This is a genomic window from Arthrobacter sp. ISL-65, assembly GCF_018613795.1.
Taxonomy (GTDB): Bacteria; Actinomycetota; Actinomycetes; order Actinomycetales; family Micrococcaceae; genus Arthrobacter.
Genome location: NZ_JAGGPN010000020.1, coordinates 102,571 through 129,176 on the forward strand (window position 1 = coordinate 102,571; position 26,606 = coordinate 129,176).

Genomic DNA, 26,606 nt, shown 5'->3' on the forward strand with positions numbered 1-26,606 from the left:
CTAGGACTTGCACAAAAGTCGGACAGAGGAAGTCAGGTGAGTCTCCGGATGGAATGGCCCGGGTTCCTCTATGGCTTCTATGAGCGCAAGCTTCTCCGCTCCCTGGAGCCGGAGCGGATCCCCCGGCACATCGGCGTGATGGTCGACGGCAACCGGCGCTGGGCCCGGCAGTTCAATGCCCCCACCAGCCAGGGCCACCAAGCCGGCGCGGACAAGATCCATGAGTTCCTCGGCTGGTGCCAGGAGCTGGGCGTCAGGGTGGTCACGCTGTATATGCTCTCCACGGACAACATGAACCGTTCCGGCGAGGAGCTGGACCTGCTCATGGGCATAATCGCCAACACGCTGGACCGACTCGATGACGACGCCGACATTTCGGTCCACGCCATGGGCGCCCCGGAGCTGCTCCCGGATTACCTGGCGGACCGCCTGACCACGCTCACGGCCCGGACGCCGGTGCGGGAGAAGCTGCACGTGAATGTGGCCGTTGGCTACGGCGGCCGGCGCGAGATCGTGGACGCGGTACGCGAGCTGCTGCACGACGCCGTGGCGCACAAGGCGGACATCAGTGAACTTGCCGACTCCCTGAGCGTGGAGGACATCTCGCGCTTCCTCTACACCCGTGGCCAGCCTGATCCGGACCTGGTCATTCGGACCTCCGGCGAGCAGCGCCTCTCCGGCTTCCTGATGTGGCAGAGCGCCTACAGCGAGTTTTACTTCTGCGAGGCCCTTTGGCCGGCCTTCCGGAAGGTGGATTTCCTTCGCGCCCTGCGGGACTACGCGGGCAGGCAGCGGCGCTTCGGTTCGTAGCGTTGTTGGCGTCTGTTGGCATCCGCCCCCGCCGCCGTCGTTCAGCCGCCGCCGTTCACGCCGAATTCACACGCCGGCAACAGGAATCGCCGGAAGAAGACGTTGGAAATTAGTTCGGGGCGAATTACGTTGAATCCATCAGCAGGCAAACCGCCGGCTGATCGGGGAGGCCAGTACATGGAGCGATTCTTCGCACCGGTTGTATGGGAGGCCGGATCCGGCCTCGTGGCCGAGCCGCCTCACCAATAACAATTCCGGGCAGCGCCCCGGGGCTGGAGTCGATGTGGCTATTTCTGAACAACTGCCCGACGTCATCACGGACAAGGGTGAGAAGGCTACCTCTCGCGCCAAGCGAGCCAATTCAAAGACCGGTGCGGACACGAAAGACGCCGCAGCCGGTCATGCTGTTTCCGGCCCACAGACTGAATCCCAGCCATCAGTCTCCACTTTCGTCATCGACACCTCGGTGCTGCTCTCCGACCCCCGCGCCCTGCTGCGGTTCGCGGAGCACGAAGTCATTGTGCCGATCGTGGTGATCACCGAACTTGAAGGGAAGCGGCATGACCCCGAACTCGGCTACTTCGCACGGAAGGCGCTCCGGCTCCTTGATGACCTTCGCATCCAGCACGGCGGGCTGAACCAGCCCATCCCGCTGGGCGAAGCCGGCGGTACGCTCATGATCGAGATGAACCACATCTCGGCCGAAGTCCTGCCGGCCGGGTTCCGCGGCGGGGACAACGACAGCCGCATCCTCGCCGTCGCCAAGAACCTCTCCAATGAGGGGCGCAACGTCACCGTGGTGTCCAAGGATCTCCCCATGCGGGTCAAGGCCTCGGCCATGGGCCTGCTGGCCGACGAATACCGCAACGAGCTCGTTAAGGACTCCGGCTGGACCGGCGTCGCCGAGATCGATGCGAGCGACGAGGAGATCTCCACGCTCTACGGACACGAACCGGTCTTCATCCCGGCGGCTGCAGAGATGCCGGTCAACACCGGCCTTGTGGTGCTCTCCAGCCGTGGCTCGGCTCTGGGCCGTGTCGGTGCCGACAAGCAGGTCCGCCTGGTCAAGGGGGACCGCGACATTTTCGGCCTCCACGGGCGCTCCGCGGAGCAGCGGCTCGCCATCGACCTGCTGATGGACCCCGCGGTGGGCATCGTGTCCCTGGGCGGGCGCGCGGGCACCGGCAAGTCGGCCCTTGCCCTGTGTGCCGGCCTGGAGGCGGTGCTGGAACGCCGCGAGCACCGTAAGGTGATCGTCTTCCGCCCGCTCTTCGCCGTAGGCGGCCAGGAGCTCGGCTACCTGCCGGGCTCGGAGCAGGAAAAGATGAACCCCTGGGCGCAGGCGGTTTTCGACACCCTGGGCGCGCTCGTGAGCCAGGAGGTCGTGGAGGAGGTTATGGACCGGGGCATGCTGGAGGTCATGCCGCTGACCCACATCCGCGGACGCTCACTGCACGACGCCTTCGTGATCGTGGACGAGGCCCAGTCGCTCGAAAAGAACGTCCTGCTGACCGTTATGAGCCGGATCGGGCAGAACTCGAAGATCGTCCTCACCCACGACGTCGCCCAGCGCGACAACCTCCGGGTCGGACGGCACGACGGCATCGCAGCCGTCGTCGAAACCCTGAAGGGCCACCCGCTCTTCGGCCACATCACCCTCACCCGCTCCGAACGCTCGCCCATCGCGGCACTCGTCACGGACCTGCTCGAAGGGGCGTAACTTCCGGCGGGGTGCCGGCGCTGCGTTCCGCGGCGACGGCGCCCCGCCGTCGCTGGTTAGCTTGTGAGACTGCCGAACCGACGTCGGTTCGCCAAATGTGGCCAGCTCAACCAGCGGCGACCCCAAGGAGGAAGCCTGCCGTGGGTTCGTGGCCTTCCACCTTCAGGTGCCAGTCGGGCCGGCGGAAGCCTTCCGGGGTGAGGCGGACCCGTTGAACCGTCTCCTGCTTGCCGCCACAGGACACGCGGGTGACGCCGTTCAGTTCGTAGCCGAGCGACCGGGAGACGCCCAGGGAGGCGGCGTTCCAGTCGGCGGCGTCAGATTCGCCGACTTCTGCGCCAAGCCAGTCAAAGGCGTAAAGCACCACAGCGGCCCGCATCTCCTTGCCGAAGCCGCGGCCCTGCGCGCTCTTCCGCAGCCATGACCCGGTGGCGACTGTGCGGAGCGCCGTAAAGTCCCTCGCCGCGATGTCCTGGCAGCCGAGGAAGGTGTCCTCGTGCCAGACGCCCAGCGTCAGCGTCCAGGACTGGGGGATGGAGGCGGCACGGCATTGCCAGTACCAGCGGGCCATGTTGGCTCCCAGGTCGCCGGCCGGGACAGCGGTCCAGGGTGTGCTGAACGGGTTGCGGCCCTGTTCGTGGATGCCGCTGGCCGCCGCTTCAACCGCGGCAGGGATGTGGTCGTCGCGCAGTGGCCGCAGCGTGAGCCGGGGAGTGGCCAAGGTGAGCGCGAATGGAGGCCACACGGAGATCAGCTCGGTCATTCCGGAAGCCTAGCCGATGTGGGCCCCGCCTATGCCGCTGCGGCGCCGCCGTCAGCTGGTGTGGTGCGACAGGCCGAGGGACAGCCGGGTGTTGCCGGGCCCTTCCAGCACCAGGGCAATCGCCTGGTTGGGAAGCTCAAAGACCATGGTGGCGTCCGCTGTATCTCCCTGCCGGAGCTGCGCTTTCGCCGGTGACGTCCAGAGTGGATGAATGCTGTTGGCGCCCAGCCCAGTCACCGAGAACTGCGACGTGTCCAGCGTGATGCCTTCACCCTCGAGAGCGGTGAACTGCACCAGAATCCTCACCCGGTGGGTCCCCGCGGACGGGCCCTCGTCCAGGACCTGGACGCGTTCCGGCGGAAGCCAGCCGTCCTTTTCCAGCGGGATGATGCCGTTGACCCGCGCCGTTCCGCCGGGGATCACCGCGCTCGCGCCCAGCGGGGTGCTGGCCTCCGGCTTGGCCGTAAGGAAGAGATATCCCAGCACTAACCCCAGGGCGCAAAGCAGGGAAAGCGGGATCACCAGCAGCTTCCGACGGCGCCGGGTACCGGTCCTGCCGGTGGCGGCCGTGTCAGGTGTCGATACGTCTGGAGCCATGGTTGACATGGCACGAGTTTGCGGCCGACAGGTTGGAAAAAACCTGCGCGGCACCCCGCATTCCGGGTGGCCCGTCAGGCGGGGCCCGTCAGGCGGGGTTGGGACGCAGCGGCCACTGGATGTGATCGCGCACATCCGTGAGGTTCATCGGTTCCGCCACGAAAAGATCGTCCAGCATGTACTCATCCACGGCCAGGATGCGGATGCGGTGCCCGGGAAGCTGCCCCTCGGCGTCGAGCGGTTCGGCGGAGACACACACTCCGGTCCCTGCATCAATGCGGATTCTGGTCCGGCCCGGTCCGCACAGGGGTGCTGCCGGATCCAGCGGACGGTACCCCGCATTCGGTGAGACCACGGTTTCCAGCGCCGGGCGGCCTTCGTGCGCCAACTGCTGAACCGGCTCCAAGAGTTCGACGGCGTTGGCGTTGGGGAACTCGAGCGGTACCGGGGCATTTCCCGCCAGCTCCACCGGATCCAGTGCAGCAGCGAACCGGCCGTTTCCGAACGAGGGTTCGCCGTACGCGGCCTCCGGGCGGCGCCGCACCAGCCCGCCGTCGTCGTAGACCGGCGTCACCAGGTGCGCGGGAAGAAGCCACGACTTCCGGGTGGCGCTGATGTACAGGCCGTCACGGGAATCATTGATGCCCGTGGTGCTGCCCAGCAGCGTGCCGTCGTCGGACTCCAGGCGCAGCGCGCCGGGGCGGCGCAGCCAGGCGCGTACGGTGGCGCTGCCGGGAGCTTCGGCGTATTCGAAGCGCAGGGACTGCCATTTCCACGGGGACGAGCGGCAAAGGTTGCGAAAGGAGACGGCCGACGTGGGCGTCGCACCGCCGCCGTGTTCCTGCCGGTGTTTGGCGTCCCAGGTCCCCATATCCACAGTTTACGCGCGGCCCGAAGCGGCCGGCGGGGCCAATCCAGTAGCATCCGAGAGTGATCCAACGACTTGGCGGACTGTGGGAAGCGGCACCACTCGCGTTCTGGCTGCTGCTGGCCGCGTGCGCCTATTTCGCCGTGATGGCGGTGCGGCTCACGGTCATCGACGTGCGGCACCACCTCCTGCCGAACCGGATTGTCTTTCCCTCCTATGGCATCGCCGGTGTGCTGCTGCTGGGGGCGGTGCTCACCCTCGCGACGGTGGAACCGTCCGGACTGCCCGACGGCGCGGCCCGCCTTTTCGGGGTGCCCGCGCTGAGGATTGCGGCCGGGGGAGCGGTACTGTGGCTCTTCTACTTCGTGCTGCGGCTGGTGTATCCGCCCGGCATGGGCTTCGGGGACGTGAAGCTCGCCGGCGTCCTGGGGCTGTACCTGGGCTACCTCGGCTGGCCGCATGTCTTCGCCGGGACGTTCGCAGCGTTCCTGCTCGGCGGCCTTTGGAGCATCGGCCTGCTGGCACTGCGGCGCGGGACGCTCAAATCGGCCATACCATTCGGGCCGTTCATGCTGGCGGGGGCAGCCGCGGCGATGGTCCTGCTGCCCGCGGGTTAGCTGCGGGCAGGGGCACTGGTCCCGGCGCGGCGCGGGCACCGGTCCGGCTAGGCTAAACCCATGCCGGCACCCGAATTTGTCCTGAAGCTCCGCGAAAAAATCGGACACGACCCGCTGTGGGTTCCTGCTGTGCGGGGTGTGGTGTTCAACGACGACGGCCACATCCTGCTGGGCCAGAGGTCCGACAACGGCAGGTGGACCTTGATTACAGGGATGCTCGAGCCCGGTGAGCATCCCGCGCCCGGACTGCTGCGGGAGATCTTCGAAGAGACCGCCGTCGTGGCCGAAACGGAGCGGATGGTGTCCGTCGGCGTAGTAGGGCCGGTGACGTTTCCTAACGGCGACGTGTGCGATTTCCTGGACATCGTGTTCCGCTGCCGCCACGTCTCCGGTGAGGCGCGGGTGAACGACGACGAGTCCGTGGCCGTGGGCTGGTTTGCGTTGGACGGGTTACCGGATCTGCAGCCTGGAGACCGGGAATGCATCCGCCGTGCACTGCTGCCGGGGGACTCAGTCCACTACGAGCCCTGAGTTCCCCGGCAGCTCTTTTGGACCGTGGCGGATTGCCGCTGTGCCTCGAGAAGCTCGGCCTCCTCGCCGCCCACCGCCTCGCCGCGGGCCACCATGCCGGCGGTGTCCGAGAGCGGGATCTGCTTCAGCGTGATGGCCAGGAGCAGTGCAACGGCGATGAACGGGACGAGGTACCAGAACACCGGTGCCAGAGAATCGGCGTAGGCGTTGACGATCGCGTCGCGGAGCTGCCCGGGAAGCTGGCCCAGGGTCTGCGGATCCAGCGTCTTGGTTGACTGGGAGGCCTGGTCGGCCGACGCTCCGGCGCCAGTGAAGGCGTTCGTCAGGGACTCCGCCAGCCGGCTGGTGAAGATCGAGCCGAACACCGCCACGCCCAGGGCAGCCCCCACTTCGCGGAAGTAGTTGTTGGTGCTGGTGGCCGTGCCGATCTGGTCCGCCGGAACGGAGTTCTGCACCACGAGGACGATGACCTGCATGATCAGGCCGAGGCCGGACCCGAACAGGAACAGCTGGACGCAGATGACCCAGATGGGCGTCTCGGCCGACAATGTGGTGAACCACAGCATGGCGGCGATGGTCAGGCTGGCGCCGAGAATCGGGAACATCTTGTACTTGCCGGTCTTGGAGATGCGTACACCGGAGTAGATGGACGTTCCCATCAGGCCGGCCATCATCGGGAGCATGAGGAGCCCGGACTCCGCGGCGGAGGTGCCCGATGACATCTGCAGGAACGTGGGCACGAAGGCAATGGCGGCGAACATGCCCAGGCCCAGGGTGAATCCGATGGCCGTGGAGTTCACGAAGATCCGGTTCCGGAACAGGCTCAGCGGGATGATCGGATCTTCCGCACGGCGTTCGACGGCGACGAAGGCCGCTGCGGCGAGGACCAGACCGGCGCCGAAGGCCCAAGTCAGGGGCGAATCCCAGCCCTCGTCCTTCTTGCCCCCGAAATCCGTGAAGAAGATCAGGCAGGTGGTGGCAACGGAGAGGAACAGGACGCCCAGGAAGTCGATCCGCTTTTCGGCTTTCTTGTTGGGAAGCGTCAGGGTGAACCAGGCGATGGTGAAGGCGGCGATGCCGATGGGAATGTTGATGTAGAAGGCCCACTCCCAGGTGAGGTGGTCAACGAAGAAGCCGCCCAGCAGCGGTCCGGCCACGGCCGAGAGGCCAAAGATGGCGCCCAGCGGTCCCATGTACTTGCCGCGCTCCTTGGCGGGAACGATGTCCGCGATGATGGCCTGCGAGAGGATCATCAGGCCGCCGCCGCCCAGGCCCTGGATAGCCCGGAAGACGACGAAGCCCCAGAAATCCGTGGCGAAGGCACAGCCTACGGACGCAAGCGTGAACAGCGCGATGGCGACGAGGAAGAGGTTCCTGCGGCCGAGGATGTCGCCGAACTTGCCGTAGACCGGCATGACGATGGTGGTGGCGAGGAGGTACGCGGTGGTGATCCAGGCCTGGTGCTCGACGCCGCCCAGCTTGCCGACGATGGTGGGCATGGCCGTGGAGACGATGGTCTGGTCGAGGCTGGAGAGCAGCATGCCGGCGATCAGCGCGGAGAAGATAATCCAGATGCGTTTCTGGGTCAGCAGCAGCGGTCCGGCTGCGGCTTTGGAACTGACGGCGGTGCTCATGGCTGTCCTTCTGCGGAAGATGATTCAGAAAAATTGAGGGGCTGTGAAAAGAGCAGGCACGCGGAGGAGATGTTTTCCGTCAGCAGGTCCTGGTAGGAGCGGGTGTTGCCTTCGGAGAAATAGGCGATGCTGGTGTGCCGGGCAATGCTGCCCATGGCGACAACGGCCATGCGGACGACCGGGTGGTCCGGGGACACGCCTTCGCGGGCGGCGAGCACGCGGCCAAAGTGGGCTTCGCGTTCTTCGGTGGCGCCGATGATCTTGAGCATCAGCTGTGGTTCTTTTTTGATGACGCCGATCAGCTGGCGGGTTTCCTCTTCGGAGGAACTCATCCGTTCCGACATCCTCAGCGCCAGCGTCACCAGGTCCTGCAGCAAGGTGTTGGAGATCCCGCCGGGCGTGGAGGTGGATCTGGCGCCGCCGCGGATGAAATCGGTGAAGATTTCCTCGGGCATCTCGTCGTCCACGTGCCCCAGGATGGCGTCTTCCTTGGTGGGGAAGTAGTTGAAGAAGGTCCGCCGGGAGATGCCCGCCTGTTCGCAGACATCCTCCACGGTGTAGCCGCTGAGGCCGCGCTCGGACGTCAGGGAACGGGCGACGGCGGTAATCGCCGCCCGCGTCGCGGCCCGCTTGCGCTCGCGGAGCCCACCGCCAATATTTGCACTGTCATTCACATAGTACATTTTTGCACTATCATTGTTTTAGTGCAATTTAGCGGACGTGTTCTGCTGCTACGACGGGCAGATTGGGCATAGGCGCTGACCTCCTGGATCAAGCTTCGGGAGCCTCCAAGGGGCGATATCTGGACAAAGACTCCAAACAAGAACGACGGCGGCCGCCCGCCTTCGCTGGGAAGGTGGGCGGCCGCCGTCGTACTTAAGGGAGGCGGTGGGGACCTATGCCTTGTGCGCCGGAGCCGTCATGGTGGTGACGTCCAGTGCCTTGTCCAGGTCGGCTTCGGAAACCTTGCCTTCGCCGTCTCCGACGAAGCCGAGCTTCTCGGTGGCCTGGCGGACGGTCAGGCCCTCCTTGACGGCGGTCTTGGCGATCTTGGCGGCGTTTTCGTATCCGATGAACTTGTTCAGCGGGGTAACGATCGACGGTGAAGCCTCGGCGAGGAAGCGGGCACGCTCGACGTTGGCGGTGATGCCGTCGACCATCTTGTCTGCCATGACGCGGCTGGTATTGGCCAGCAGGCGGACGGACTCGAGCAGGTTCGCGGCCATGACCGGGATGCCGACGTTCAGTTCGAAGGCGCCGTTGGTGCCGGACCAGGCGATGGCGGTGTCGTTGCCGATGACCTGGGCGCAGACCATGATGGAGGCTTCGCAGATGACGGGGTTGACCTTGCCCGGCATGATCGAGGAGCCCGGCTGCAGGTCCGGGATGGCGATTTCGCCGAGGCCGGTGTTGGGGCCGGAGCCCATCCAGCGCAGGTCATTGTTGATCTTCATGAAGGAGATGGCAATGTTGCGCAGCTGGCTGGAGGCTTCGATGAGGCCGTCGCGGTTGGCCTGGGCCTCGAAGTGGTCGCGGGCCTCGGTCAGGGGCAGGCCGGTGTCGGTGGCGAGCAGTTCGATGACGCGCTCCGGGAAGCCGGCCGGGGTGTTGATGCCGGTGCCCACGGCGGTGCCGCCCAGCGGCACTTCGGCGACGCGGGGGAGTGCGGCGTTGATGCGCTCGATGCCGTAGCGGACCTGCGCCGCGTAGCCGCCGAATTCCTGGCCCAGGGTGACCGGGGTGGCGTCCATGAGGTGCGTGCGGCCGGACTTGACGACGTCCTTGAACTCGGCGGCCTTGCGCTCCAGCGATTCGGCGAGGTAGCCGAGGGCCGGAATGAGGTCGTTGATCAGTGCCGAGGTGGCTGCAACGTGGACGGAGGTGGGGAACACGTCGTTGGAGGACTGCGAGGCGTTGACGTGGTCGTTGGGGTGGACCACCTTGTCGCTGCCGGCCGCCTTCAGGGCGCGCGTAGCCAGTTCAGCGAGGACCTCGTTGGTGTTCATGTTCGAGGACGTGCCGGAGCCGGTCTGGAAAACGTCGATGGGGAAGTCGCCGTCGTACTTGCCCGTGGCCACCTCGTCGGCAGCTTCCGCGATCGCCTTTGCCAGCTCGCCGTCGAGCACACCCAGTTCAGCGTTGGCCTGGGCAGCGGCCTTCTTGACCCGGGCCAGCGCCTCAATGTGCGCACGTTCCAGGGTTTTTCCGGAGATCGGGAAGTTCTCGACTGCACGTTGCGTCTGCGCGCGGTACAGGGCGTTCACGGGGACGCGGACTTCGCCCATCGTGTCATGTTCAATGCGGAACTCTTCAGTGGAAGTCATGGGGCTAGCTTAGGACGCCCGGGCGCCGCATCGAAAACCGTGAACGGCTTGCTACAGGCGGCCCGCCCGGGCGCTTTGGGGGAGCTTCTAAAGGTCTCCGATTCCGGAAACAAGCTCCGCCCGGCCGTCAGCGAGGCTGTAGGAGAGGCCGATCACCGCTGCCCGGCCCGACTCGATTGCGTCCGAAATCACACGCGAGCTGTCCACGAGGCGCTGTGAGGTCTGCTTGACGTGCTCCACCACCATCTCATTGACCTCGGTCTGGTCATTGCGGAGCGATGTCAGGACTGAAGGCGTGATGCGCTCGACGAGGTCCCGGATGAAGCCCGTCGGCATCTGGCCGGTTTCAACGGCGGACTTCGTAGCGGTGACCGCGCCGCAGCTGTCATGGCCGAGCACCACGATCAGCGGCACGCCCAGCACGCCGATGCTGTACTCGAGCGAGCCGAAGACGGCGTCGTCAATGACTTGGCCCGCGGTCCGGACGACGAAGACGTCGCCTAGTCCGACGTCGAAAATGATCTCGGCGGCCAGCCGCGAGTCGGAGCAGCCGAAGATCACCGCGAAGGGATGCTGGGTCTCCACCAGGGATGAGCGCCGGGAAGCGTCCTGGTTCGGGTGCGAGGATTCACTGTTAACGAAGCGTTCGTTGCCTTCGCGCAGACGGCGCCAGGCCAGGGCAGGGGTCAGATAAGTGGTCACGGCCCCACCTTACGGCGCGGGGCTTGCTGAGGGGGAAACGGTGACAGCGGGGTTACTTTCCAGGGATTTGACGACGGCGGCAGCCAGGACTGCGAATTCCTCCAGGTTGGCGTCGCCGGCCAGGACCACGGTGGTTCCGCGGTAGGCGAGCACCATGCTCTTCTCGCCCTTGCCCGTGTCATGGAGTTCCCACTCCCTGCCGCCGGCGTCGCGCGTGCCGGTCACCGGAGCGTTCTTGGTCTGCTGCACGAGCCAGCTGGGGTTGGCCTTGCTGGTCTGGGTCAGGCCGATGAATTTTTCCTTCGGGGTCACGTATCCGACCTCCCAGGCCGCAACGCCCGTGCCGGCGGCCGCCGCCCAGCGGGCGTAATTCGGGTGGAATGTGTCGCCCGCCGCGGGGGCCACCGGTGTGAATCCCGCCACACCCGCGGCGTTTTCGGCCACGGCGCTGACATTGACGTTGGGCCGGAAGCCGTCCGACTTCGGGGACGGATTCATCAGGACGATGGGCAGGAACGCTGCGATGCTCACCAGCAGGGCGATGATCATTCCGATCACCGAGGCATTGGCCCGTTTCGCGGCTGCCGCGGGGATTACGGGCTTGACGGGCTGGCCGGCCGGCGAGGGGGAGGGGGCGGAAGCCTGCACGCGGCTCGAGGGGGCGGACTGGTCCTGCGTATCACTCACCCTTCTATAGTCGCCCATGCGGGGCCCGAACTCACATTCGAGCCGACGGCGGTGAGGCCCGCCGTCCGTTACGCGGCGTGGTCATCCCACCCCCGGGCACCGCGGTGGCGACTATGATCAGTTACAGAGGAATCACCGCGATGGCCGGCTCAGGCCTCGCGGGTCCAATGATCGCCACTCGAAGAAGAGGTTCACGTGTCACCAGCGTCCATGACCCAGAAGTACTCAACGCTTTCCCCGTCGCTCGCCGTCGGAATAGACGAGCCGGACCGCAACCTCGCCCTTGAACTTGTCCGCGTGACCGAAGCCGCGGCGATCGCCGGCGGCCACTGGGTTGGATTCGGCGACAAGAACAAGGCCGACGGCGCCGCCGTCGATGCCATGCGCTCCTTCCTCCAGACCGTCCACTTCAACGGCGTCGTGGTCATCGGTGAAGGCGAAAAGGACGAAGCCCCGATGCTGTTCAACGGCGAACAGGTTGGTGACGGCACCGGTCCTGAGTGCGACGTCGCCGTCGATCCCATCGACGGAACCCGCCTGACCGCGCTGGGCATCAACAACGCCCTGGCCGTCCTGGCCGTCGCCGAGCGCGGCTCCATGTTTGACCCCTCCGCCGTGTTCTACATGGAGAAGCTGGTCACCGGACCTGAAGCCGCCGACATGGTTGATCTGCGTTTACCCGTCAAGCAGAACCTGCACCTGATCGCCAAGGCCAAGGGCGTGAAGGTCAACCAGCTCAACGTCATGATCCTGGACCGTGACCGCCACCGCCCGCTGGTCGAGGAGATCCGCGATGCCGGCGCGCGCACCAAATTCATCATGGACGGCGACGTTGCAGGTGCCATCGCGGCTGCCCGCTCCGGCACCGGCGTGGACGCACTCATGGGCATCGGCGGAACCCCGGAGGGCATCGTGGCGGCCTGCGCCATCAAGTCCCTCGGCGGCGTGATCCAGGGTCGGCTGTGGCCGACCAGCGACGACGAGAAGCAGAAGGCGATCGACGCCGGCCACGACCTCGAGCGGGTCCTGTCCACCAACGACCTCGTCACCAGCGACAACTGCTACTTCGCCGCCACCGGCATCACCGACGGCGACCTCCTCAAGGGCGTGCGCTACTCCAAGGACAAGGTCCTGACGCAGTCAATCGTCATGCGCTCCAAGTCCGGCACCATCCGCTTCGTGGACGGCGAGCACCAGGCCAGCAAGTGGGAAGGCTACGCCCGCAAGAGCTAGCCCTTACGGCTTTCCCAGCGCCTTTTAGCGCGAACGTACACTTGTGGCCCCGAATCCGACCGGATCCGGGGCCACAACTGTCCGTTCGCGCTGTTTTCAGCGGACGGTGTCCCAGGTTTCCGATGCCTGGCGCTGAAGCCGTCCCTGCAACGTTGCCCTGACCTTCTAGCGAACGAAGGGCTTTTCGCCGTCAAGATCGTCCTTGAATATTCTGAGCTCCGTCCAACCAAGGTGCTCCGTGGTTTCCTTGCGCTTCCTGTCATGTGCGGCCTGGACCGGATCCGAATGGTGCCCGCCGTCGTATTGCAGCGCTAGGCGGTGTTCCGGATACGCGGCGTCCGGCCACACCGCCGGTTGGCCCCAACTATTGTGGATGACATGGTTCAGGACTGGTTCGCCGAGCTTGGTGCGGGCAAGAACCAGGCGCATTCTGGTCTCCTGCGGAGAGTCACGACGTTCCGCCGGCGCGGCTTGCTGCCGTCTCTCTCGCGCGCGACGTGGATTCGCCAATCCTCCTGCATCCACGCGGGAAGGCCGTAACCCCAGACCCGTGCTCCGGAGTGGTGAGTGAGTATGGAAGCATCATCCAGAGCGGTATAGGCACGCAGGTTCGCGCACGTGGTGGCATCCCGTCCCAGTGGAACGCGGATCCCGCGGGAAGGAATGGCCAGGTCCGGCTGCCGCTGGCGTTTCCGGGACACACCGCAGGCGGCAGCGTCCGAAGAAGTGAACGATCCTGCTACGAGATCCTGGGGCAGTGGTTTGAGACCCATGCTCCAGTTTGTACCGGGCAAAGGGCCGCGGGGAGGTTATCCACGGGCGCAAAGCTCGGGTAGAGCGCGAACGTACACTTGTGGCCCTGCACCGCGGGGCCTAAGTGTCCGTTCGCGCTCAGCGGGTGGGGCGCTTAGTGAGGGCCTTGATGCCGTCGCGGAGTTTGCGTGCCACCTGGTAGGCCGCGTAGCGGGGCCGGTTGACGGGCAAGTCCCAGGTGCCGGGGTAGGCGATTTCGCGCCCGCCGAACGACTTCTTGAACGCGGTGAACCCTGCCCACTTGTGGTCGGGCTCCTCGGCCGGGGCCACGCCCCACAGGTCCACGTGCTTCAAGCCCTTCTCCTGGGCATCGGCCATGAGCGTCACCAGGAGGGGGATGCCTGCGCTGAGCTTGCGGTGGGTGTCATCCATGGCCGCGTGGGCGTACGTCCGGGTGTCCGCCGAATCGTAGGCCAGCGCTGCCGCCACCGGGCCGCCGTGCAGGTCGGCGATGAACAGCGTCGCCGCGCCCGCGGGCATGAGGGACTCGGCCACCTGCGTCAGGTACTCGTCGCTTTGCGGTTTGAACCCGTTCCGCCGCGCCGTCATATGGAGGAAGTTCAGGAGCACGCGGATGTCTTCGGGGTCCTGCGTGGCGCGGAACGTAACGCCCTTCTTGTGGATGTTCCGGTACAGGTTGCGGTTGACCGGCTTCATCTCCGCCAGGACCTCCTTGAAGTCCCGGTCCAGGTCCACGATCCAGCTGAGTTCGGGCTGCTGGTTGACCGGGGCAGGCTGCAGGCCACGGCGCCGCAGGGCGTCCGGCGCCGAATCCGCATCCAGGCCGGCAGTGACCGGCTCGATCCGGATGAAGACGGCGCCGCAGGACGTCGCCAGGCCCCGGAGAGCCGCCAGCGCGGCGTCGAACGCCTCGACTGACTCCGCCACCGGGCCGTAGGGCGCATACAGGACCTTGCCCGCAGGATTCTTTTCCTCGATGGCCAGGAAGCTCCAGCCGGGACCGGATTGCCGGTGCACGTGGCGTCCAAGCGACTTCTGGAAATCCTCCCAGGCCTTCGTTTGCAGGAAGTACTCCACCGCGATCAGGCCTTCATCGAGGTGGTCACGGCGAAGGCCACGGCGTTCTCCAGGGCCCCGGACACGGGATGGACGTTGACGGGCGCGTCGGCGGCCGGCAGGAAGGCGCTCGCGCCGCGGTCCAGCTGCAGGTCGCCCTTCGGCGAGTCAAGGATCACGGACCCGGCCACGACAATAATCACCGCGGCGCCCGACTGTGCCAGCGGAACGGGCTCGCCGTCCGGCAGCAGTTCGATCCGCTGGAGCTGGAATTCGCGGAACGGCGGGCAGTACAGTTCCTGCCCGAGTCCGGAGGTCTCCGCCCGGAGCATGGGGACGCCTACCGATTCGAAGGCGACGGTGTTCAGCAGCTCGGGAATGTCGATGAACTTGGGCGTCAGTCCGCCGCGGAGCACGTTGTCCGAGGACGCCATCACCTCGACGCCGAGGCCGTGCAGGTATGCGTGCACGTTTCCGGCGGGCAGGTACACCGCTTCGCCCGGCTCCAGTGACAGCCGGTTCAGCAGCAGGGAGATCAGGACGCCGGGGTCGCCGGGGTACTCGCCGTGAAGGCTCAGCACCGTGGAAAGTTCCTGCTGGTAGGGCGCCATGGGTGCACCCGAGGCCAGCACATCCACCACCCGGGACGTAGCTTCCTGGATTTCCCCGCCCCCGGCGATCAGCCGTTCGAACGCCGACCTCAGCGCCGTGGCCTCCTCGGGTTGCGAGAGGTCCTCGATGACGTCCTTCAAGAGCTGCGGCACACCGTTGCCCGGGAGCTCCAGGCAGCCTGCCAGGTGGAGGAAGATGTCGCGGGACTTCTCCGGTGCACGGAAACCGCACAGTGCATCGAACGGGGTCAACGCGAAGATCATCTCCGGTTTGTGGTTGTCGTCCCGGTAATTGCGGTGCGCAGCGTCGGCCGGCACGCCGTCGGCATTCTCGCGCGCGAAACCGGCCTTCGCCTGGTCAAGGCTCGGGTGGACCTGAAGCGACAGCGGCTTGGCCGCGGCGAGGATCTTGGCCAGGAACGGCAGGCGCGGTCCGAATTCGGCCACCGACTCAGATCCCAGAAAATGTTCCGGGTCCTCGCCGATGAGCACGTTCAGCGGTGCCGTCGTGCCGTCCGGCCGGCTGGCCACCGACGGCGAGTCAGGGTGCGCGCCGATCCACAGCTCAGCTTCCGGTCCGCCCGACGCCGGCCGGCCAAGCAGGCCGGCGATCTCCGTCGTCGATCCCCAGGCATACGGCCGCAGGACGTTGTCGATTTCGTACAAAGCCAGGTGTCCTTCTCTCTTGCAGCAGGTGGGGCTTAAGGCTTAAAGGGCAGCGCACTGGCCGTTGGTGGCCACAAGGTCGCGGATGGCCTGCTCGTTGCCCTCGCGCTTGAACTGGTTCAGCATCTCCTCCGTGATTGGTTCCCCCTCAGGGGTGGTGGTCACCGGGGTGAAGTCCGACGACGACGATGGTGACGGTGAGGGGGTGGTGGCCGGAAGGCCCGCCAGGGGACCTGCTGCCCGGCCCGCAGCGGAGAGACCGCTGCCTGGCACGGAGCTGGGCTGCAGCACAGTGTCCTGGAGCCCGGTGTCATCCGCCGCGGCGGCCGGCGGCGATTCGGAGCTGGCGGAAGCGAGCAGCTTCTTGACGCGGTCATGGATCTGGCCAAAGTCGGGCACCGTGGAGAAGGACGCATCGAAGTCCGGCGGCCCGATGGTGAGCCTCTTGACTTCCGTGCCCTTGGCCTTCATGGCCAAGTCCACGAAACTGCCGAGCTGGCTGGAGGAGATGTTGGAATCAACCACCTTGGTGCCGGCGTTGGCGATGTCCTCGAACTTTGCCAGCAGGGTTCCCGGGTCCAGCTGTTTCAGCATGGCCTGCTGGACGCATTGCTGCCGCGCGATCCGGGCGTAATCGTCCACGAACTCGCGGGACCGGCCGTACCAGAGAGCGTGATATCCGTCCAGCTTCTGGTCGCCGGCCGGAATCCAGCCCAGGGGCATGCCGTGGATGCCATTGGCCTCGTCGACCATGTCGCCGCTGATGGGCACCCAGCCGCCGGCCTTGATCCGGATGCCGCCCATCGCGTCGATCAGCTTCGCAAAGCCGTCCATGTCCACCAGCACATAGGCCTGCACCGTGATGCCGAGAGTGCCGGACACCGCTTCCAGGGTTGCCTGCGCTCCGGGGTCGGCAACGCCGGGGTACAGGTCCTTGTGCTCGTTGGTGACCTCGGTGTTGATGGCGTTGATGAGGCATTCGTCGCCGCAGTTGTAGCCCTCAGGATAGATCTGCCGCATGGGCGAGCCCTCGCTGAACTGGGCGTTCTGCAGGTTTCGCGGCACCGAGATGATGGCGGTCTGGCCGGACTTGGCATCGACGCTGAGCACGGACAGGCTGTCCGGGCGGCGTCCGGTGCGGTCGGCACCCGCGTCGCCGCCCATCATGAGGAAGTTGTAGCGGCCGTCGACGGGGTCAATGGCCGGTCCGGCATTGAAGATGCTTCCAATCGCATTCCGGCTGACATTGAGCAGGTAGGCGGCGTAGCCCAGTGATCCGCTGCTCACCACCATTGCCAGAACAAGCGCAATTACGACGGCGGGCCGCATCCGGGCGGGCAGCAGCACCGGCCGGATGAGACGCAGGGTGTTGACGAACAGCACCAGCCAACCCACCGCCAGCGCGGCAAGGGCCAGGACGATGAGTAGCGAGGCCACCGGATTGGTGATGATGTTGATCAGCAGGGTCCGGTTGGTGAACAGCAGTACCAGGGCAATGACCGCGAGCAGCCAGGCGCCCAGTGTCACGCGCAGGGCGATCCGGCCGATCTTGCGGTCCCCGGCCACGATCTGCGCGCTGCCGGGCACCAGCAGCGTGAGCAGGATCAGCAGGAACGCGCGCTTGGTCCGCACAGGTTCGGCGGCACTCGACGGGTTACGGACGGGGTCCGTCAGGAGGCCCTGGGACGGCAGTTCGGTATTGGACATGGCAGATCCCTATCGGCTGCTCCGGAGAGCCACGTTTGCCTCGGAGAAGACTTCGTTGACTTTCTGGCGGAGGTTGGCACCTTTCCGGCTCGCGACGTCGTTGAGTTCCTGGGCGAAGTCCAGGAGCTCCGTGCGGAGACGGACGGAGAGGTCGTCGGTGCCGGAAGCCAGCATGCGGACGGCGAGCAGGCCTGCGTTCCGGGCCCCGGCAATGGAGACCGTGGCCACCGGAACCCCGGCGGGCATCTGCACGATGGAGAGCAGGGAATCCATGCCGTCCAGCGTCTTCAGCGGGACCGGAACACCGATCACGGGCAGGGGAGTGACGGAAGCCAGCATGCCCGGCAAGTGCGCGGCACCGCCTGCGCCGGCAATGATCACGCGGAGGCCGCGCTCGTGCGCCGTCTGTCCGTAGCGGATCATCTCGGTGGGCATGCGGTGGGCGGAGACAACATCCGCCTCGAACGGAATGCCGAACTCGGCCAGGGCATCAGCCGCCGCCTCCATGACGGGCCAGTCTGAATCCGAGCCCATGACGAGGCCTACCAGGGGAGAGGGGGCGCCGGTTTCCGGTGCTGCAGCGGATTCGGGGCTCATGGGGTCTCCTCGGTGGTGCCTGCCACGGACGGCAGTCTGCCGTCACGGATGATGTTTGCCACGGTGGTGGCGCGCTGCCGGAGGGAGTCGACGTCCGCGGCAGACGCGCCCACCAGGTTAACGTGGCCGATTTTCCGGCCCGGACGCACGGACTTGCCGTAGCAGTGGACCTTGGCGGCCGGTTCCGCCGCCAGCGCGGCGGGGAACGCGGAGAAGAGGTCCTGGTTGTCGCCGCCCAGGAAGTTCTTCATCACGGTAACCGGGCCCAGGACGTCAGTAGCGCCGAGCGGCAAGTTCAGGACAGCCCGCAGGTGCTGTTCGAACTGGCTGGTGACGGAACCGTCCTGTGTCCAGTGTCCGGTGTTGTGGGGGCGCATTGCCAATTCATTGATCAGGAATCCGGCGCCGGTGCCGGGCGTCTCGAACATCTCCACGGCCATGACGCCGGTAACGCCGAGTTCATTGGCGATCCGGAGGGCAGCCTCTTCGGCGGCTGCAGCCACCTCAACGGAAATGTTCTGTGCCGGTGCGATCACTTCGTCGCAGACGCCGTCCACCTGGATGGTGTGGACAACAGGCCAGGCACGGGACGCCCCGTCCAGGGTGCGGGCCACCAGCGCAGAGAGCTCGCGGCTGAACTCCACCTTGGCCTCGACGAGGAGCGGGCTCATGGCCTCGAACCAGTCGGCGGTTTCCGCGGCTTCCTCCGGCGAGCCGACGATGCGCACGCCCTTTCCGTCGTAGCCGCCCCGCGGGGTCTTGAGCACCACGGGCCAGCCGATCCGGTCCCCGAAGCTGACCAGGCCGGCGACGTCGTCCACTGCGGCCCACTCGGGGTTGGGCAGTTCGAGGCGGTCGATGGCCGCGCGCATGACGAGCTTGTCCTGGGCGTTGACCAGGGCGTCGGGGCCGGGCTGGACGTTCACTCCGGCTTCGATCAGGGCATAGAGGTGATCGCCCGGAACGTGCTCGTGGTCAAAGGTCATCACGTCAAGGCCCTTGGAGAATTCCATCAGGGCCGCGAGATCCTTGTAGTCGCCCACGGGGGCGTGGGGGACAGCGGAGACCGCGGATACGTCTTCGCCCTCGGCCAAAACACGGAGTTCAAAGCCCAGGGCAGTGGCGGCAGGGGCCATCATGCGCGCAAGCTGGCCGCCGCCAACCACGCCGATTACTGGAAAAGTCACATCATCCAGCCTACAGAAAAGGAGCGCGGTTGCCGTCTTTCATGGCTGTGAAGGTCCAGGAGTCGCACGATTTTGGTGGCACGGCTGCCGATCGGACCGTCCGGTGCAGGGCCGCTTTGAGGTTACTCCCGGAAAACGGGGCTAAAATGGGAGCTTGGCCCATCGGCCCCCACTATTCAGACGGCCACGGAGGGTCATGATTTACACACTTGCAGAGCGCATCCGGGGACTCGCCTCGCTTTTCTGGCGCGAGGTGGCGAAGTTCGGTGCCGTGGGCGGTGTGGCGTTTGTCATTGACAACGGGCTGACTTACTACCTGATGCACGGGCCCATGACGGACAGCGAGGCCAAAGCCCGCTTTGTGGGTGCCACCGTCGCCACCATGTTTTCCTGGATCGCCAACCGTCTCTGGACGTTCCGGCACCGCCGCCAGGCCAACGTCGTGCGTGAATTCCTGATGTTCATCCTCATCAACGGCATCGGCATCGGCATCTCCACAGGGTTTACGGCCCTGGCGAAGTATTCGTTGGGCGTCACGGACAAGAACATGCTCTTCGCTGCGGGTGTGGTGGGCATTCTGGTCGCCACGGTGGTCCGCTTCTTTGCCTACCGGTTCCTCGTGTTCAACCAGGAGCTGGACCAGGAGCCGGAGTTCTCCCACGACCACGAGATCATCGAGGTACACCACCACTCCGCCCAGCCGGCGGAGCGCGTCCTGGAACCGGACGTGGACGATCCCGAGCGGCCCGTCCGGCCAAGCTAGTCCCGGTGGCCCCCTCCAGGGCGGGCAGGCGTCACTCAGTCGCCGTGGATGCGCTCCGCTGCGAGAAGCTTCTCCGTCAGTTCCACGTCGCCATGGACCAGGACCACTGAGCCGTCGCTCTTCCACGCGCCCAGGGCGTTGGCCAGCGCCGCCTCGAGACCGTCGGCGGCGAGCACCAGGAGCCGCGCGCTCGGCTCGTGTCCCGCGGCAAACTCGGCCAGGAGGGCTTCATGCCGGACGGCTGCACCGTCCGAATTCTGAACCGCGGGAGCCCCCGGATCGGGGTCGTTGTGGGCCATGAACACGTCACCGTGTGACCGGACCTCCGCGGCATAGTCGAGAACTCCGGCGGGCAAGTCGCCGGGCCACCGCATAGCCAGGGCGGGCAGCGGAACGGCGATGACGGCGTCGAATCCGTCCTCTGCGGTGTCCGGCTCGGACGTGGCGAGCAGGTCAGCCTCACCGGATCCGAGGACGACCTCCATGCCCAGCTGCCAGGCGGCGAGGGCCCAGATGATGGATTTCCAGTGCGCGGGCAGGTCCAGCCGCAGCCGCATGCCCGGTTCGGCGTCGAGTTCGTCCTGGAGCAAATTGCTGGTCTTTGCGACCCAGTTGTCCAGCACGCGGCCGGAGAGTTCCACGCGCTCCGCGTCGGGGCCGTACCAGGTCAAACGCGGTGAGGTGGAGTGGCCCGAGCGCAGGGCAGTCATCAGGTCAGTGGCCGGGATGTTCATGGCTTCATCTTGCCACGCCTTCTTGCGTGATCTCCGGCACAACAGTTTGTAAGGTCGTTTGCCTTAACGCCCCCGCTGACGGCAGAATTGCCGGAATTGTGCGCGCGCCGGGAAGGATACTAAGGTTGCTGTCGAATTCCAGGCGCGCGCCGGGCGGCGCGGGCGAAAAATTCCCGGGCGTGGCGCGCCTGCTGTTTGGCTCGGACATTGATTATTATTCCGTCCCGGCTTGACTCCCCACTACTTACACGCGTGTAATTAGATATTGAAAAGCCGCGGCGAACTCTCAGGGACACCACGTAGTGTCCCTGAACGTCGGGCCGGGGGCCGCACTACTCAGGAGGGGACGCCATGGGGCAAGCGGAGCGTATGCATGATGATGCCGTTGTGGCCGGCCAGGCCACAGCAAAGTACAGGTCTCGGGGGGTACCCAGTGACTGGTACGTAGATCCGGCTGATCCGGACGCCGCAGAGCGGTACAACCTGGACACGTCTGCCTCTTTGCAGGACCAGGCCACAGCCTTCCTGGCCCAGCATGACGCCCTACAGAACGAATCCCTGCTGGCCGGACAGCCGCGGCAGGACGACGACGATCTCGATCCCCCCATGGAGATCCGGAACCCGGCATCCTCCACGCTGGCCCAGCCGGTGTGGATCGGCTTGCCGCTGCAGCAGGATTTCGACGACGAAGGCGAGCTCGGGTGGCAGACTGATGCCCTCTGCGCCCAGACCGATCCGGAGGCTTTTTTCCCGGAAAAGGGCGGTTCCACACGGGACGCCAAGAAAGTCTGCGGAGCGTGCAGCGTGCGGTCGCAGTGCCTGGAGTACGCCCTGGCTAATGATGAACGGTTCGGGATTTGGGGTGGCCTCTCCGAGCGTGAGCGCCGACGGCTGAGGAAGCGAGCAGTCTAATTCTTCAGGAAGTACACGTCACTGCCGTTGTGGTAGCCCACAACGGCAGTGACTATCTGCCCAGGACACTTTCAGCGCTGGCCGCCCAGACCCGGCCTGCGGACACCGTGATCGGGGTGGATACCGGCTCACAGGACAATTCGGCTGCCCTCCTGCAGCGCGCCGTCGGCGATGCCAATGTCATCACCGTCAATGGCGGCAAGGCAGGGATGGGTGCTGCAGTGCGGGCCGGACTCGCCGCCTTGGCTCCATGGAGCCGGCAGGGCACACGAGACCGGTCCGAATGGATCTGGCTGCTGCACGACGATGCGGCACCTGCCCCCGAAGCGCTGGCCGAACTGCTGTATGCGGTGGAGCGCGCCCCGTCCGTTACTGTCGCGGGCTGCAAGCAGCTGGACTGGAACGCCAGGCGGCGCTTGATCGACGTCGGGCTTTCCACCAGCCGCTGGGCCGAGCGGCTCACGCTCATCGAGGCGGACGAACTCGACCAGGGCCAATACGACGGACGTTCCGACACCTTCGCGGTCAACTCCGCCGGCATGCTGGTCCGGCGCGACATCTGGGAGCACCTCAAAGGGTTTGACCCGGCTCTCCCCGGCACCGGCGACGACGTCGACTTCTGCTGGCGGAACCGGCTGGCCGGACACCGGGTGGTGGTGGTTCCCAGCGCGAGGATGTTCCATGTGTCCCACCGGCCGCATGCCCTTGGCACGGCCTCGGCCGCGCGCAAGGCGCAGGTGCACCTGCGGCTCAAGCACGCCCCGCTGTTGGCGCTGCCGCTGCACGCTGTCGGGGCCCTCTTCGGGAGCCTCCTCCGGCTGATCTTCAGCATCGCCGTGAAGGACCCCGGATACGGCTTCTCGCAGCTCCTGGCAACAGCCGCAGCCCTCGCCAGGCCCGCAGCCCTCGCCCGGGGGCGGCGCAACGCTGCCCGCACCCGCCGTGTCCGCCGCTCCGTGGTCAAAGCGCTGCAGACCGAACGGCGCGAAGTGTGGGGCCACCGGCGCTCCCTGATGGAGGCCTTGGGCGCAGACGACGCCCAGGGCTCCGAGGACAGCAATGATCCGCTGGAGGAACAGCCCAGCGGCGACTCGACGGACGACTTCGCGGCGCTGTCGACGAACGAGCGGGGCTGGGTGGGGAACGGTGCCGTCGCCGCGGTGATTCTCGCCACCGTGGCGTCCTTCGCCGGCCTTGCAGCGCTCTTCCAGGCCGACGCTGCCGCCGGAGGCGCACTCCTGCCCGTCTCAGCGCGGCTGGAGGACATCTGGCACCACGCCTCCAGCTGGTGGATCGGACTGGGCGCCGGACTTCCGGGGCACGGCGACCCCTTCGGCTATGTCCTCTGGATCCTCGGACTGCTGGGCGGAGGCAACGCGAACGGCGCCGTTATCTGGCTGCTCCTGCTGGCCATGCCGCTCTCCGGCCTGGCTGCCTGGTTCGCCTCCGGCGCCCTGACCTCCTACCGCCGGTTCCGGCTGGCGGGTGCGCTGGTCTGGGCAGCAGCGCCCGCCCTGCAGGTGGCTGTCAACCAGGGGCGCCTCGGGGCCCTGCTGGCGCACGTCATGATGCCGCTGCTGGTCCTGGCGCTGCTGCGGGCCACCGGTTCCGCTCTCGGACGCGGCCGCTTCGCCCCCGTTCCGGCCGGCAGCCTCGCGGACCAGCCGCCGGCCAAGCCCGGAGTCAATGGCACGCCGTCCTGGACGGCAGCCGCAGCTGCCGGGCTGGCGCTGGCGGTCATCACCGCCGCAGCCCCGTCGCTCCTGCTGCCGGCCGCCGTCGTGATCATTGTCCTGAGCCTGTTGCTGGGCAAGCGCGGACGCACGCTCTGGTGGGCACTGCTGCCGAGCGCTGCGCTGTTTGTGCCGTTTGCGCTGTCCACCCTCGACCGGCCCAGGGCCCTGCTTGCCGACCCCGGACTGCCGCTGCCCTTCGAGGCCGCTGCGGTGTGGCAGCAGATCCTGGGCCAGCCGCTCGGTTTCGACCCGGCCGGCGGTCTCTCCGGGCTGGCGCTCTTTTCCGGCGGTTCCGTCCCCTGGGCGTTGCTGCTGGCCCTCCTGATCGGAGCCCCGCTCCTGGCGCTGGCTATAGCCGCGCTCTTCATTCCGCTCCGGATCCGCCCGGACCGCCGCGGCCGTGTCGCCAGGGCCCTCTGGGTCGCAGCGCTGGTGGTGCTGGCCGGCGGATGGCTGGCAGCCCACGTCGCCACCGGGGCCGGCCCAGAGGCCCTCGTGGCGCCTTTCACCGGTCCGGCAGTCTCGGCCGCCGTGTTTGGGCTGCTTGGAGCGGCCATCATCGGCGGCGACGGCCTCCTGGCGCTTGCCGGGTCCGGATCTGACAACGTGTCCCGCGGCGGGGGAGTGCGGCACGCCGCCGCCGCCCGCGGTGCCGCGGCGCTGGCGCTGGTGCTCCTGCTCGCCGGACCGCTGGCCGGGCTGGCGGTCTGGACGGTGCAGAATGTCGTGCAGCCGGCCGACGCCGCGGTGCACGCTGACACTGCCGACCTCGGGGCGCCCCGGCTCGTGGGTCCCACGGACCCGCGGATGCTGCCCGCCACCGCTGTGGACCGCGGTGAGGGACCGGAGCAGACCCGGACGCTGCTGATAAGCACCGGCGAGGACGGAACGTACAGCGCCACCCTTATGCGCGGCGGCGGCACCACGCTGGACAGCCTCTCAACCATCGCGGCCGCCCGGGACATCCTGGGCAACCCCGGGCAGGAATCGGTCCGCGACGACGACGAGGTCACTGCGGCGCTGCGCACCAGCGTGGCAACCCTGGTGGCTGCCCGCGGGGTCGACCCGCGGCCCGAACTGGAGCGGCTCGGCGTCGGATTCGTCGTCCTGCGCGCCGCTGACACTGCGGCCCAGCTGACCGCCAGCCGGATGGACGCGGTCCCCGGGCTGACAGCCGTAGGGCCCACTGACTCGGGCTGGCTCTGGCGCGTGACGCCGCTGAACGACGCCGTCCTGCAGCCTGCCGACGTCGCACACCGTGTGCGCATTGTGGACAGCAAGGGCGCCACGATCGGGCTGGTCCGGTCGGACCTGACCGGAGCCCAAGCCTCGGTGCCCAAGGGGCCTGAGGGCCGGCTGCTGGTGCTCGCTGAGCGGGCAGATCCAGGCTGGACTGCCTGGCTCGACGGCCGCAAACTGACCTCCACCACCTCCGGCTGGTCCCAGGCCTTCACGCTGCCTCCGCAGGCCGGCCAGGTGACAGTCCGGTATGAAAGCCCCTGGGCGCTCTGGTCCGGGATCCTCCAGGCCGCCGTCATTGGCCTGACGGTCCTGCTGGCGCTCCCGATGCCGGCACGGCGCCCCAACACCGGCCTGTCCAGGGACGAAGGCTCCCTGCGTAAGGAATACCAGAATGCATGAGGAAGAGAACGACGGCGGGACGCCGGCGAAGCGGGGCAGCGGACCGGTAGTCCCGGCGACTGCAAGCAACGCTTCCGGAACCCGCGCCTCCGGAACCCGAACCAGGTCCAGCGGTGCCAGCCGGATCGCCGGCCGCCGCGGCATCGTGGCCGGAGTGCTCTCCGGTGTGGCCATCCTCGCCGCCGGCGGAGGCCTTGCTGCCGCAACCGCCCTCGCGCCGCAGCCGTCGGCAGCCAAGCCGCTCGACGCTGCGGAAGCGGCTGTGCCGGCCGGAAGCGTCCAGGACGTCTGCCCTGCTCCGGCGCGGCTCCTCGAAGGAACGCCGGTAGGGACCGACCCGCAGTTCAGCCCCGAATCCGCCACGGCCAAGAGCGCCGTGTCCGCAGCCGTGGTCAGCTCGGCGGGCGGCAGTCTTCCCGGCAGCGCGCTCTCCGCCCTGAAGGGGCCCGAGCTGAGGCGGATCGCCAAGGCACCGGGCTCGGCGACGGCTCCCGGAGGCTCCTCCGGAGTACTTGCCGGGGTTGTAGAAGGGGAAGCCGTGGACGGCGTCAGCGTGCTGTCCGCGGACGCGCTGGCCAACCGGCAGCCGGCGGCGGCAGCCCTCATGGCCTACACGGCAACCGATGGGGACCTGCAGGGTTCGGCGGCAGCCGCCTGCCAGACGCCCTCGAACGACCTCTGGCTCGGTGGCGCCAACACTGCGGTGGGCCGCAGCAGCGTCCTCAATCTCACCAATGCCTCCACCACCCCTGCAACGGTGAACCTCGAGCTTTACGGGAAGACCGGCCAGGTCAAGGCCTCCGGCAGCCGCGGCCTGCTGGTGGGACCGAAGTCGACGCGCGCCATCATCCTGGCCGGTCTCGCTCCCGGGGAAGAACGGCTGAGTGTGCACGTCCGGAGTACGGGCGGGCCCGTCAGCGCCTTCATCCAGCAGAGCGTGCTGCGCGGGCTGACCTCCGGCGGCGTAGATTTCATCGCACCGGGGGTTTCCGCGGCTCCGTCCCAGGTGATGACTGGCATCGACATCCAGGACGCCGGGGACGTGAAGTCACTGACCGGCGAATCCGGTTTTGGCGACGCCGGCCCGTCGCTGCAGATCACTGTTCCCGGGCCGTCGGACGCCGTGGTGGAGGTGAAGCTGTTTGGCCGCGCCGGCCAGCAGGCCCTTCCGGGAGGAGGCGTTGTCACGGCCAAGGCCGGCACCGTCACCGAGGTTCCCTTGTCCGGCGTTCCAGCCGGCCAGTACACCGTTTCGGCCACGTCGGACGTCAGCATCGTGGCCGCCGCGCGCGTGAGTCGGGGGCTCAAAGCCAGCCAAAGCCTGGACTTCGCATGGTCGCCCGCCACGGCCCAGCTGGGCAGCCAGCACGTGGTCCCCCTTCCCCAAGGCGGGGAGCGGCTGCTGGTCTTCGGAGCCCTTGACGGCAGAGCCACCATTTCCTACGCCCCGGTTACGGCCGACGGGAAACTCCGTACGGCAGCTACCGCGGACATCGCCGCCGGCACCACCACCACCCTCAAGGCAGCCGACCGTATCGGGAACTCCGCCGTCGTTGGCTATCTGGTGTCCGCCTCCGGCGGAGCCGCCTACGGCACGGTGCTGCTGGAACGGGAAGGCCGGAACGATGTCTCCACCGTGGCCATCGCCCCGGGCGCAGAAGGACAGGAAAAAGTGCCGGTGACGCTGGGCTACTAGCCGCGGATTTCGCCGTGGGCTGGAACTGCTGGTGCCCGGC

Annotated in this window: 24 protein-coding genes; 9 read left to right on the forward strand and 15 right to left on the reverse strand. The window is 67.0% G+C overall.

Annotation, left to right across the window (positions count from 1 at the left end):
- Window positions 1–48 precede the first annotated feature (48 nt).
- On the forward strand, window positions 49–810 hold the full coding sequence (locus J7I85_RS08830; RefSeq protein ID WP_214851212.1) for an isoprenyl transferase: 762 nt from the start codon (window positions 49–51) through the stop codon (window positions 808–810).
- Between the two features lie 283 nt (window positions 811–1,093).
- Window positions 1,094–2,530, forward strand: coding sequence for a PhoH family protein (locus tag J7I85_RS08835; protein ID WP_214850058.1), 1,437 nt, complete (start codon window positions 1,094–1,096; stop codon window positions 2,528–2,530).
- Between the two features lie 106 nt (window positions 2,531–2,636).
- On the opposite strand, the gene J7I85_RS08840 is transcribed toward J7I85_RS08835, so the two are convergent.
- The 3 genes from J7I85_RS08840 to J7I85_RS08850 form a co-directional block, all read right to left on the reverse strand.
- Window positions 2,637–3,293 (reverse strand): GNAT family N-acetyltransferase, encoded by a 657-nt coding sequence (locus J7I85_RS08840; protein ID WP_214850061.1) that lies wholly within the window; start codon window positions 3,291–3,293, stop codon window positions 2,637–2,639.
- Between the two features lie 51 nt (window positions 3,294–3,344).
- Window positions 3,345–3,899 carry a hypothetical protein gene (locus J7I85_RS08845; protein ID WP_251024101.1) on the reverse strand — a complete coding sequence of 185 codons (555 nt, stop codon included), beginning with the start codon at window positions 3,897–3,899 and terminating at the stop codon, window positions 3,345–3,347.
- Window positions 3,900–3,978: 79 nt separating this feature from the next.
- Window positions 3,979–4,761 carry a hypothetical protein gene (locus J7I85_RS08850; protein ID WP_214850064.1) on the reverse strand — a complete coding sequence of 261 codons (783 nt, stop codon included), beginning with the start codon at window positions 4,759–4,761 and terminating at the stop codon, window positions 3,979–3,981.
- Window positions 4,762–4,820: 59 nt separating this feature from the next.
- Between J7I85_RS08850 and J7I85_RS08855 the strand changes: the two genes are divergently transcribed.
- Window positions 4,821–5,375: an A24 family peptidase gene (locus J7I85_RS08855; protein WP_214850067.1), complete on the forward strand. Its 555-nt coding sequence runs from the start codon at window positions 4,821–4,823 to the stop codon at window positions 5,373–5,375.
- Window positions 5,376–5,435: 60 nt separating this feature from the next.
- On the forward strand, window positions 5,436–5,906 hold the full coding sequence (locus J7I85_RS08860) for an NUDIX domain-containing protein (RefSeq protein WP_214850070.1): 471 nt from the start codon (window positions 5,436–5,438) through the stop codon (window positions 5,904–5,906).
- Here the strand turns inward: J7I85_RS08860 and J7I85_RS08865 are convergent.
- The 5 genes from J7I85_RS08865 to J7I85_RS08885 all read right to left on the reverse strand — a co-directional run bounded on the left by J7I85_RS08865 (window position 5,894) and on the right by J7I85_RS08885 (window position 11,271).
- Window positions 5,894–7,540: an MDR family MFS transporter gene (locus tag J7I85_RS08865; protein ID WP_214850073.1), complete on the reverse strand. Its 1,647-nt coding sequence runs from the start codon at window positions 7,538–7,540 to the stop codon at window positions 5,894–5,896. The two genes, J7I85_RS08860 and J7I85_RS08865, sit on opposite strands and share 13 nt — an antisense overlap.
- The gene (locus J7I85_RS08870; RefSeq protein ID WP_214850075.1) at window positions 7,537–8,214 is read right to left on the reverse strand and encodes a TetR/AcrR family transcriptional regulator; all 678 of its coding nucleotides are present in this window, start codon (window positions 8,212–8,214) and stop codon (window positions 7,537–7,539) included. Before J7I85_RS08870 ends, J7I85_RS08865 begins: the two co-directional genes overlap by 4 nt.
- Before the next feature lie 222 nt (window positions 8,215–8,436).
- Window positions 8,437–9,864 (reverse strand): class II fumarate hydratase, encoded by a 1,428-nt coding sequence (locus tag J7I85_RS08875; protein ID WP_214850083.1) that lies wholly within the window; start codon window positions 9,862–9,864, stop codon window positions 8,437–8,439.
- A gap of 87 nt (window positions 9,865–9,951) precedes the next feature.
- Entirely contained in the window at window positions 9,952–10,566 is a 615-nt protein-coding gene (locus tag J7I85_RS08880) for a carbonic anhydrase (RefSeq protein ID WP_214850086.1), read from the reverse strand.
- Between the two features lie 9 nt (window positions 10,567–10,575).
- Window positions 10,576–11,271, reverse strand: coding sequence for a DUF4245 domain-containing protein (locus J7I85_RS08885; protein ID WP_214850090.1), 696 nt, complete (start codon window positions 11,269–11,271; stop codon window positions 10,576–10,578).
- Between the two features lie 192 nt (window positions 11,272–11,463).
- On the opposite strand from J7I85_RS08885, the gene glpX reads away from it, so the two are divergent.
- Window positions 11,464–12,486, forward strand: coding sequence for a class II fructose-bisphosphatase (gene glpX / locus J7I85_RS08890; RefSeq protein WP_214851222.1), 1,023 nt, complete (start codon window positions 11,464–11,466; stop codon window positions 12,484–12,486).
- 165 nt (window positions 12,487–12,651) lie between these two features.
- On the opposite strand, the gene J7I85_RS24985 is transcribed toward glpX, so the two are convergent.
- The 6 genes from J7I85_RS24985 to J7I85_RS08920 all read right to left on the reverse strand — a co-directional run bounded on the left by J7I85_RS24985 (window position 12,652) and on the right by J7I85_RS08920 (window position 19,084).
- Window positions 12,652–12,915, reverse strand: coding sequence for an endonuclease domain-containing protein (locus J7I85_RS24985; protein WP_251024103.1), 264 nt, complete (start codon window positions 12,913–12,915; stop codon window positions 12,652–12,654).
- Between the two features lie 462 nt (window positions 12,916–13,377).
- Window positions 13,378–14,337, reverse strand: coding sequence for a peptidoglycan bridge formation glycyltransferase FemA/FemB family protein (locus J7I85_RS08900; protein ID WP_214850099.1), 960 nt, complete (start codon window positions 14,335–14,337; stop codon window positions 13,378–13,380).
- Between the two features lie 5 nt (window positions 14,338–14,342).
- The gene (gene manA / locus J7I85_RS08905; RefSeq protein ID WP_214850101.1) at window positions 14,343–15,593 is read right to left on the reverse strand and encodes a mannose-6-phosphate isomerase, class I; all 1,251 of its coding nucleotides are present in this window, start codon (window positions 15,591–15,593) and stop codon (window positions 14,343–14,345) included.
- Between the two features lie 42 nt (window positions 15,594–15,635).
- Complete coding sequence (locus tag J7I85_RS08910) at window positions 15,636–17,300, reverse strand: LCP family protein (protein WP_214850103.1); 1,665 nt, start codon at window positions 17,298–17,300, stop codon at window positions 15,636–15,638.
- 9 nt (window positions 17,301–17,309) lie between these two features.
- Complete coding sequence (gene purE / locus J7I85_RS08915; protein WP_214850107.1) at window positions 17,310–17,897, reverse strand: 5-(carboxyamino)imidazole ribonucleotide mutase; 588 nt, start codon at window positions 17,895–17,897, stop codon at window positions 17,310–17,312.
- On the reverse strand, window positions 17,894–19,084 hold the full coding sequence (locus J7I85_RS08920) for a 5-(carboxyamino)imidazole ribonucleotide synthase (protein ID WP_214850110.1): 1,191 nt from the start codon (window positions 19,082–19,084) through the stop codon (window positions 17,894–17,896). Before J7I85_RS08920 ends, purE begins: the two co-directional genes overlap by 4 nt.
- A gap of 196 nt (window positions 19,085–19,280) precedes the next feature.
- Here J7I85_RS08920 and J7I85_RS08925 point away from each other — a divergent pair, with 196 nt between their 5' ends.
- Entirely contained in the window at window positions 19,281–19,847 is a 567-nt protein-coding gene (locus J7I85_RS08925) for a GtrA family protein (RefSeq protein ID WP_214850112.1), read from the forward strand.
- Between the two features lie 35 nt (window positions 19,848–19,882).
- Here the strand turns inward: J7I85_RS08925 and J7I85_RS08930 are convergent, their stop codons facing one another.
- Window positions 19,883–20,581 (reverse strand): TIGR03089 family protein, encoded by a 699-nt coding sequence (locus tag J7I85_RS08930; RefSeq protein WP_214850115.1) that lies wholly within the window; start codon window positions 20,579–20,581, stop codon window positions 19,883–19,885.
- Window positions 20,582–20,932: 351 nt separating this feature from the next.
- On the opposite strand from J7I85_RS08930, the gene J7I85_RS08935 reads away from it, so the two are divergent.
- From J7I85_RS08935 to J7I85_RS08945, 3 genes are read left to right on the forward strand one after another with little or no spacing between them, the layout of a single operon-like run.
- Window positions 20,933–21,493 (forward strand): WhiB family transcriptional regulator, encoded by a 561-nt coding sequence (locus J7I85_RS08935; RefSeq protein ID WP_214850118.1) that lies wholly within the window; start codon window positions 20,933–20,935, stop codon window positions 21,491–21,493.
- A gap of 29 nt (window positions 21,494–21,522) precedes the next feature.
- Entirely contained in the window at window positions 21,523–24,870 is a 3,348-nt protein-coding gene (locus J7I85_RS08940; protein WP_214850127.1) for a glycosyltransferase family 2 protein, read from the forward strand.
- Window positions 24,863–26,566, forward strand: coding sequence for a DUF5719 family protein (locus J7I85_RS08945; protein ID WP_214850130.1), 1,704 nt, complete (start codon window positions 24,863–24,865; stop codon window positions 26,564–26,566). Before J7I85_RS08940 ends, J7I85_RS08945 begins: the two co-directional genes overlap by 8 nt.
- The last annotated feature ends 40 nt before the right edge of the window (window positions 26,567–26,606 follow it).

Coding starts and splice junctions, on each gene's coding strand:
- J7I85_RS08830 (WP_214851212.1), top strand. CDS start 49: ATGGAATGGCCCGGGTTCCTCTATGGCTTCTATGAGCGCAAGCTTCTC.
- J7I85_RS08840 (WP_214850061.1), bottom strand. CDS start 3,293: ATGACCGAGCTGATCTCCGTGTGGCCTCCATTCGCGCTCACCTTGGCC.
- J7I85_RS08845 (WP_251024101.1), bottom strand. CDS start 3,899: ATGTCAACCATGGCTCCAGACGTATCGACACCTGACACGGCCGCCACC.
- J7I85_RS08850 (WP_214850064.1), bottom strand. CDS start 4,761: ATGGGGACCTGGGACGCCAAACACCGGCAGGAACACGGCGGCGGTGCG.
- J7I85_RS08860 (WP_214850070.1), top strand. CDS start 5,436: ATGCCGGCACCCGAATTTGTCCTGAAGCTCCGCGAAAAAATCGGACAC.
- J7I85_RS08865 (WP_214850073.1), bottom strand. CDS start 7,540: ATGAGCACCGCCGTCAGTTCCAAAGCCGCAGCCGGACCGCTGCTGCTG.
- J7I85_RS08875 (WP_214850083.1), bottom strand. CDS start 9,864: ATGACTTCCACTGAAGAGTTCCGCATTGAACATGACACGATGGGCGAA.
- J7I85_RS08885 (WP_214850090.1), bottom strand. CDS start 11,271: ATGGGCGACTATAGAAGGGTGAGTGATACGCAGGACCAGTCCGCCCCC.
- glpX (WP_214851222.1), top strand. CDS start 11,464: ATGACCCAGAAGTACTCAACGCTTTCCCCGTCGCTCGCCGTCGGAATA.
- J7I85_RS24985 (WP_251024103.1), bottom strand. CDS start 12,915: ATGCGCCTGGTTCTTGCCCGCACCAAGCTCGGCGAACCAGTCCTGAAC.
- J7I85_RS08910 (WP_214850103.1), bottom strand. CDS start 17,300: ATGTCCAATACCGAACTGCCGTCCCAGGGCCTCCTGACGGACCCCGTC.
- purE (WP_214850107.1), bottom strand. CDS start 17,897: ATGAGCCCCGAATCCGCTGCAGCACCGGAAACCGGCGCCCCCTCTCCC.
- J7I85_RS08925 (WP_214850112.1), top strand. CDS start 19,281: ATGATTTACACACTTGCAGAGCGCATCCGGGGACTCGCCTCGCTTTTC.
- J7I85_RS08930 (WP_214850115.1), bottom strand. CDS start 20,581: ATGAACATCCCGGCCACTGACCTGATGACTGCCCTGCGCTCGGGCCAC.
- J7I85_RS08935 (WP_214850118.1), top strand. CDS start 20,933: ATGGGGCAAGCGGAGCGTATGCATGATGATGCCGTTGTGGCCGGCCAG.
- J7I85_RS08945 (WP_214850130.1), top strand. CDS start 24,863: ATGCATGAGGAAGAGAACGACGGCGGGACGCCGGCGAAGCGGGGCAGC.